This window comes from Caballeronia arationis, from assembly GCF_001544975.2.
GTDB lineage: Bacteria > Pseudomonadota > Gammaproteobacteria > Burkholderiales > Burkholderiaceae > Caballeronia > Caballeronia arationis.
Map to the genome: position 1 here is coordinate 1 of NZ_FCOG02000212.1, position 6,836 is coordinate 6,836.

The 6,836-nt window shown below is 59.3% G+C and carries 8 protein-coding genes and 1 pseudogene; 6 read left to right on the forward strand and 3 right to left on the reverse strand.

Annotated features, from left to right (window positions below):
- Positions 1-137 precede the first annotated feature (137 nt).
- Positions 138-809, reverse strand: a complete 672-nt coding sequence (locus AWB81_RS39165) for a GntT/GntP/DsdX family permease (protein WP_062643591.1) — start codon at positions 807-809, stop codon at positions 138-140.
- A 379-nt stretch (positions 810-1,188) separates the two neighbouring features.
- Between AWB81_RS39165 and AWB81_RS39170 the strand changes: the two genes are divergently transcribed.
- From AWB81_RS39170 to AWB81_RS39185, 4 genes and pseudogenes are all read left to right on the forward strand, one after another.
- Complete coding sequence (locus AWB81_RS39170) at positions 1,189-1,917, forward strand: GntR family transcriptional regulator (RefSeq protein WP_087135518.1); 729 nt, start codon at positions 1,189-1,191, stop codon at positions 1,915-1,917.
- Between the two features lie 423 nt (positions 1,918-2,340).
- A pseudogene (locus AWB81_RS39175) lies at positions 2,341-3,365 on the forward strand (IS110 family RNA-guided transposase).
- A gap of 217 nt (positions 3,366-3,582) precedes the next feature.
- Positions 3,583-3,864: a YlcI/YnfO family protein gene (locus AWB81_RS39180; protein ID WP_062643593.1), complete on the forward strand. Its 282-nt coding sequence runs from the start codon at positions 3,583-3,585 to the stop codon at positions 3,862-3,864.
- A 56-nt stretch (positions 3,865-3,920) separates the two neighbouring features.
- The gene (locus AWB81_RS39185) at positions 3,921-4,217 is read left to right on the forward strand and encodes an HU family DNA-binding protein (protein WP_268811799.1); all 297 of its coding nucleotides are present in this window, start codon (positions 3,921-3,923) and stop codon (positions 4,215-4,217) included.
- A 28-nt stretch (positions 4,218-4,245) separates the two neighbouring features.
- Here AWB81_RS39185 and AWB81_RS39190 read toward each other — a convergent pair whose 3' ends face one another.
- Both AWB81_RS39190 and AWB81_RS47670 read right to left on the reverse strand, forming a co-directional pair.
- The gene (locus tag AWB81_RS39190; protein ID WP_062643597.1) at positions 4,246-4,449 is read right to left on the reverse strand and encodes a hypothetical protein; all 204 of its coding nucleotides are present in this window, start codon (positions 4,447-4,449) and stop codon (positions 4,246-4,248) included.
- A gap of 140 nt (positions 4,450-4,589) precedes the next feature.
- The gene (locus AWB81_RS47670) at positions 4,590-4,781 is read right to left on the reverse strand and encodes a hypothetical protein (RefSeq protein ID WP_235026153.1); all 192 of its coding nucleotides are present in this window, start codon (positions 4,779-4,781) and stop codon (positions 4,590-4,592) included.
- Here AWB81_RS47670 and AWB81_RS47675 point away from each other — a divergent pair.
- Both AWB81_RS47675 and AWB81_RS39200 read left to right on the forward strand, forming a co-directional pair.
- On the forward strand, positions 4,734-4,991 hold the full coding sequence (locus tag AWB81_RS47675; protein WP_235026152.1) for an SET domain-containing protein: 258 nt from the start codon (positions 4,734-4,736) through the stop codon (positions 4,989-4,991). The genes AWB81_RS47670 and AWB81_RS47675 overlap by 48 nt on opposite strands.
- Positions 4,992-5,087: 96 nt before the next feature.
- Positions 5,088-6,296, forward strand: a complete 1,209-nt coding sequence (locus AWB81_RS39200) for a hypothetical protein (RefSeq protein WP_062643601.1) — start codon at positions 5,088-5,090, stop codon at positions 6,294-6,296.
- The last annotated feature ends 540 nt before the right edge of the window (positions 6,297-6,836 follow it).

A 6,836-nucleotide genomic window follows, 5' to 3' on the forward strand; every position in this document is an offset into this window, starting at 1 on the left:
CCGACCGTTTCCAACAGTTCTCGCGCGGCAGTGCCGTTCGGCGCGTAGTTGCGCCCGAACGTGCGGATCATCATGAGTACCGGCGGCAGCAGCACGGTGATCAGCACCAGACCTAGCGGGGGCACCGGACGCGCTTCCTACGTTTCGGTCACGGGCGCGGGCGCGAACAGCGCGTCGCCCGGCGTGACCGGCAGGAAGCGCATTACGAACGCGGTAAAAACGGGGCCCGACAGTATCGCCATCGGAACGGCGACGATCAGACCGTAGAAGATCGTGCGGCCGGCGTCGGCGTGCAAGGCGGCGAGCGCGAGCGTCGGCGACGGATGAGGCGGCAGCAACCCGTGCGAAACGTAAAGGCCGGCGGCCATCGGAATGCCGACTGCCATCACCGGACTTTTCGTGCGATTCGCGATTGCGTAGACGAGCGGCACGAGCATCACGAAGCTGACGTCGAAGAGATGGGGCAGGCCGATCAGCAGCGACGCCGCGCAAATCGCAGCGGGAATCCAGCGCTTCGAGCCGAGCCCGATGAACGTGTTGGCGATGCGGTCGGCGCCCCCTGATTCGAGCAGCAGGCCGCCAAGCATGGTGCCGAGGCCGACGACCAGCCCGACCGAACTCAGGATGCCGCCGAAGCCTTTTTCGAAGCTCTTGATGACGGCGGTGGGCGCGAGGCCGGCCGCGCTGCCGAGGAAACCGGACGTGAGGATCAACGCGAGGAACGGGTGTATCTTGAGCCGCGTGATGAGCAGCACAAGCAACACGATGGCAATCGCCGGGGCGATCAACGGGTAAAGCGATGGTTGCATAGAAAAACTCGTCAGGTTTGGGATGGCAGCCCGGTGAAGCAGTCATGTCGGTATACCAACTAGCGAAGCTGTTCCCGACATGTACTGCATCGGATAAGCGCAATCAGCCCCTGAGGCGCTCTTTCCCTTCAAACACGGTCGTCTGCGAGCAGCTAGCTGGTGCGTTCCGTGCATTTCATATCTTGACCGCCATATCTGGAGGAGTCGAGGCGCCCGTTTTTTGGTATACCAAAAGCTAATCGAGTGACTGCACACAGTCAAGCTCGGGATAACACCATGACAGCAGAGGATTGGGCGTCTGTCGGTGGCTCACGCCCGCTGATAAAATGGCATACCGGACTCCCATGGCTGGAGAAGGGAAGAGTAACGGGATGAAGCGATGACGAACTTTGAAAACGAGCAAGATGCACTCGAGGGCGCCGATCCGAATGACGAACTGCTGTCGATCCAGATCGCCCAGCGCTTGCGCACACTCATCGCTACCGACGAACTAAAGCCCGGCGAGCGTTTGCGCGAACGCACGCTTGCCGAACGGCTGGATGTGTCGCGCACACCCTTGAGGGAAGCGTTGAAGGAACTGGCGGGCGACGGACTCGTCGTCGTGCTCCCCAAGCGCGGCGCGGTCGTGGCGGAATTGAGTCCGGCACAGATCGCCGAGAAGCTGGATGTTCTCGGCGTGATCGAGGCCTTCGGAGGCGAGATGGCCTGCCGGATGGCCACCGACGCGGAAATCGCCGAGATACGCGCGTTAAATCACGAGATGCATGCCGCCTATGAGCGGCGCGATCGAATGAACTATTTCCGCCTCAATCAGGCGATTCATACGAGCATCATCGCGGCGGCGAAGAATTCGACGCTCCAGCAGGTTCATGAGCGGTTGAACCGCCAGCTTTACCGCTATAGGTTCCAGGGAAGCGTGACGTCGGAGACGTGGCATACCGCGATCGATGAACACGAGGAGATAGTGAGGCTGTTATCGGCTCGCAATGGCGCAACGCTCGGGGAGCTATTAAGGCGGCATGTGCATAGCACATGGGAGCAGTTGGCGCCTGTTGGCGGCGCTGATGATGGAGAGGTCGAGGTACGTGCGAATGTTACGAACGCATAGTGCCCTGTGCTCTTAGTCACTTAGAAAGACAGGGTACTGCACCGAGTCTGGTCGTCTCTGGCATCGATTAGTCGATGCCATTGTCGGGCGCGCCGCTGGTAACGACGCTTTCGCGACTGAAGCCGAGTCTCACACGACAGCCCCGCGCCATAGACCATCGCCAATTTTCGCCGCAACAACGGCAAGGCAATCCGCAATGTCTGCAGGGGGTAATCGTCCGGATCGTGCAAAATCTGGCGGTAGTCACGTGAAGAGACGCTTGCAGTAGGGCTCGGCGGTTGGGAACTTTCTCGTATTCGGCGATTTTGCAAGTTGTTGATCCACCTGGCTTTTCACGATCAAACCGCCAGATTTTACTGAGATGGACCCGGTGCCCCCTCCGGGGGACACTAACGCACTCACTCAGACGTGCGGAGGTTCATCATGGAAATCGACGTTCTCGGCATCGATCTCGCGAAGCAGATCTTCCAGCTCCACGGCGCTGATCGTCGCGGCCGTGTCGTGCATCGATCGAAGGTCTCGCGGAGCTCCTTCTTCGAATCCGTGCGCACATTGAATCCCAAAGTGGTCGTCATGGAAGCATGCAGCACCGCCCACCACTGGGCGAGGTGTTTCCAGTCGATCGGTATCGAAGTCCGGCTGATCAGTCCGCAATATGTCGCACCGTTCGTCAAGACGAACAAGAACGATCGCAACGATGCGGAGGCGATTGTCGAGGCTGCCAGCCGACCCACGATGCGCTTCGTCACGATCAAATCGGTTGAGCAACAGGACATCCTGGCGGCACACCGCATGCGCGCCATTCTGCTACGTCACCGTACCGCGCTGATCAACCAGATACGTGGCCTGCTCGGCGAGCGCGGGCTGGCCATTTCGCGCTCACCGGAAGCCTTCAAGCGCGCGATGCCGGAATTGCTACGCACGAGCGCAGATGAACTGACCTCGTTTTGCCAGACGCTCCTCACCGAACTGCTGCAGCACCTGCGCGCCATAGAGGAGCGTGTTCATCTCATTGAGGCATCTATCCAGTCGTTCATGAAGACGTCGGCGCTCTGCAGGAAGATCGCCGAGATCCCTGGTATCGGTCCGATTACCGCCACGGCTGTTGTTGCAGCGGTCGGCGACGCCAGGCAGTTTCGCAACGCCGGGCATCTGTCCGCCTGGCTGGGTCTCGTGCCTCGACAGTATTCGATGGCGGCAAACCCCGCCTGCAAGGCATCAGCCGACGCGGCGACACATACTTGCGGACCTTGCTCACTCACGGCGCTCGAGCTGTTTTGCGCTATGCACCGACAAAAAGTGATCCGCAAAGTATCTGGCTTCAAGAGTTGATGGGGCGACGCGGGCATAACTGCGCGGTGGTCGCATTGGCCAACCGGAATGCGCGGATCATTCAGGCACTGCTCAGCAGCGATGGGACCTATGTGCCGCGAAGCGCCGCAGCATAACGGCCTAAAACCGCTTGCAAGGAGGCGACACCCACCCAGGTTTGCGAAGCTTCTCAAAGCGATGACGAAATAGGTTGAACCAGCATCCTGAAGCCTGTTTTTCGTGCCGGCTGCCACTTATGGCGAGCCGCGATTTTGCTAAGGACGGGGTGCGCGGATCTCATCGAGGCTGCGGGCGTGCTTCGGCAACTGCCCATCTGGCAAGCCGGATACATGCATGCAGACCGTTTCGACATCACGAACAAGAAGCTTGCAAAAAGCGTCGGGTCCATACATGCACGAAAAGGACGATTACCCCGTGTTGGCGGAAGTGACAGGGCGAAAGCAGTCCTTTTTCCTGCAGCAGATGATCGAGGGCGGTCTCGACGCGCTCAAAGAAACTTGGTTGTCGCCCGAAACGTTGGCGAAGGTTCGAAGTGGTGCTTTGCCAGATCTCCTGGATGAACGCCGCACGACCTCGGATCTGTTTGACCACCGTGTTAGTGATCCGGCACCTTAGACGGAGCAGCCCTGGGTTATTGTTCGCGGCTCGGCAAGATCGGGTTCGTTTTCAACATAGAGGAAGAGGATTCAATGAACAAACAAGAACTGGTCGACGCGGTTGCATCGGAGTCGGGTACGAGCAAGAGCGCCGCTGAAGAGGCGATCAACGCAGTTTTGAACACGATCTCGAAGGAAGTTGCGGCAGGAAACGCCGTTCAACTCGTCGGCTTCGGCACGTTCGGACGTGGCGAGCGGGCAGCACGAACGGGGCGAAACCCAGCGACCGGTGAAGCAATGGAAATTGCGGCAGCGAAAACCGTCAAATTCACGGCGGGCAAGGCGTTCAAGGATGCCGTTAATCAGTCGTGAAGCAGCGGTGCGTTGTCGTCCAGCTACGTCAGAATAGCTGGTTATCCAACGGCAGCAGGTTGATGAGTTTGACCGCGGTGAGGCGTTCGGATCCGTCGGCGTGAATGGACCGGATCATGACGCGCTGCCCGCGCGCTTCACCCAGGACCTCGACGATGCGATCGCGATAGCGCGCGATGGTGCCGCGCGGCGGCTTTCGATTCTTGCGGCTGCGACCGGTCGGAGAGGGCATAAGCGGATGGAGGCGGCTGCGTCAATCGCATTATGCCAATGCGCGACGCCGGCGTTGGGTTTTCACGCCACAGCAACAAAAGAGCGAAGGGTCATGCGACGCATGGTTGTACGTTCGTCCGCCGTTTATGGACAAGGGTCTTAGCCGTCACCCGGATCCGTGCCGGCGAGAAACTGTTCAAGTACAACGGAAGGCGACTGTCCTGAAGCGAAGCGCAGCACCAGAACGAGCGATCGGTCGCGGAAGACGGACATATCTTTTCCTTCGATTTGGACGATGGGTGGGTGATCGACGGTGCGCAGAGTGGGAATTTGGCGCGCTGGATCAATCATAGTTGCACGCCTAACTGTGAGGCCGAACAGGTCGGAAGTCGCGTTTTCATTCTCGCACTTTGCAAGATCGAGCCGGGGGCTGAACTGTTCATTGACTATCAGCTCTCTGTCGAAGACGGGAAGACGTCGGCGCTCAAGAAGCTCTATGCGTGTCGCTGCGGTTCCGGGGCGTGTCGGGGCACGATGCTCGCAGTGTCGCGTAAAGCTTAGCGAGCTTGGGTGTCATGCTGGCCAAAATGTCAATAGCGACTTCGTTGGACCCGGTCGCCGTTAGATATGCTGGTCAGCGTACTGACAGGGATTCTTATGGCCGCACACAAGTGGACGTTCGCGTCGCGCTTCAAACGCAATGCGTTTGGATGGAGATCTTCGCTGCCGATTCAGCGTCTAAAAGAAGCGGTGACAGAGATCCGTTCCGCCGCCCGCTCAGATCGCGTGCTTGCCGCCGAAGGAGCCGTGCTGCTTCTTGAGAAGCTTTCGCCAGCGCTCGAACATGTCGACAGCTCGTCCGGTGCGCTGGGCGGTGCCGTCAATCGCGTAATCGACGCCCTCGTGCCGGTGATCGCGGCGGCGGATGTGACGCACGCAGTCCGGCAACGGTGGCTTGAAAGACTTTTTGACGCATTGCAAGACGATCGGATGCCGTACATTGAGAGTCTAGGTGAACAGTGGGGCACCTTGTGCGTCGCACCCGAGCTCGCATCCCAATGGGCGGATCAACTGCTTCCACTTGTGAACCACGTGCTCGGCGCGGAAGGAAATAACTATTTCGTCGGTACTGTTCCATGCCTGAGTGCGCTCTATGCTGCAGGCCGGTTCGACGAAGTGGTCGACCTTGCGAACCGCGATCGGCTAAAGTTCTGGTGGTATCGTCGGTGGGCCGTTGACTCGCTCGTCGCGCTGGGGCGTCCCGCCGATGCGCTTCGTCTTGCCGAAGCGAGCCGAGGGCTGAACGCTCCAGAAAGCGCGATAGCACGCGCCTGCGAGGCCATCCTTCTTGATTGTGGGATGACCCAAGAAGCCTATCAGCGCTATGCGATCGCGGCCAATCGAGCGGGCACCTATCTAGCAACTTTCCGAGCGATCACGAAGAAGTATCCGACACGGCCGCCCGAAAGCATATTGGCCGATCTCGTCAGGTGCGAGCCCGGTTCGGAAGGTAAATTGTTCGCGGCTGCCAAAGATGCTGGCCTCTTCGACCTGGCGGTGTCGCTGTCGAGGCAAAGCCCCACGGATCCGAAAACGCTCACAAGGGCGGCGCGAGACTACGTAACGAAGCAGCCGCACTTCGCGATAGGCTGCGCACTGGCAGCGTTGCGCTGGATCGAAGCGGGGTATGGCTATGAGATCACCGCAATCGACGCGCTCGATGCCTATGACGCCCTAGTTGCAGCGGCGGCGGCTAGCGAGACCCCTAGATCCGACGTCGACGCTCTTGTGAAACAACTGATCCGGGATAGCAGTTCGTTCATAGGGAGGGTGTTAGATGCGCGATTGCAATTGGACCGGCGATAGCGAAGCGACTCGCGCGAGGTTAGTCACAGCCCTCCGTCTTTTGCCTTACCCTTCCGGTCTTAGTTCAGCGACCGAAGCAGAGGCACCCGATGTCCATGCACGACGGTGCGGCAAGCCAACCGGCGAGCCTCACTCTATCTATTCATTGATAGACAGTGATAAGCCGGGTACCGAGAAAGACTGCTACGACGTTCATCTCCAAACGCCTCGACTTTTTGCTTCGTCGGACGTCGTTGTACGAACGCCCGCTGCGCGGCGAAAGTGCGTCTCGTGCAGAGCGGGTGTCGTAGATAGATTTGAAGTGGTCATGGTCTAGCGATGCGACGGTCAAAAATGTCTGGCCCGCGGCGACATGCAACGACATATCGGGTTCTTCAAGCGCGAACCGTCGGTTCTGAAGACCGGTCGGCTCGCCAAGCGAATCGGGCGTGGCACAGCCGGCGGTGGAGCGATTCCCACTGTGTAGTACTACAGCCGTAGGTACGCCGGAAGCACACCTCCGCGTCGTCGATAATGACACTGCTGGGCTCGGTACTGATG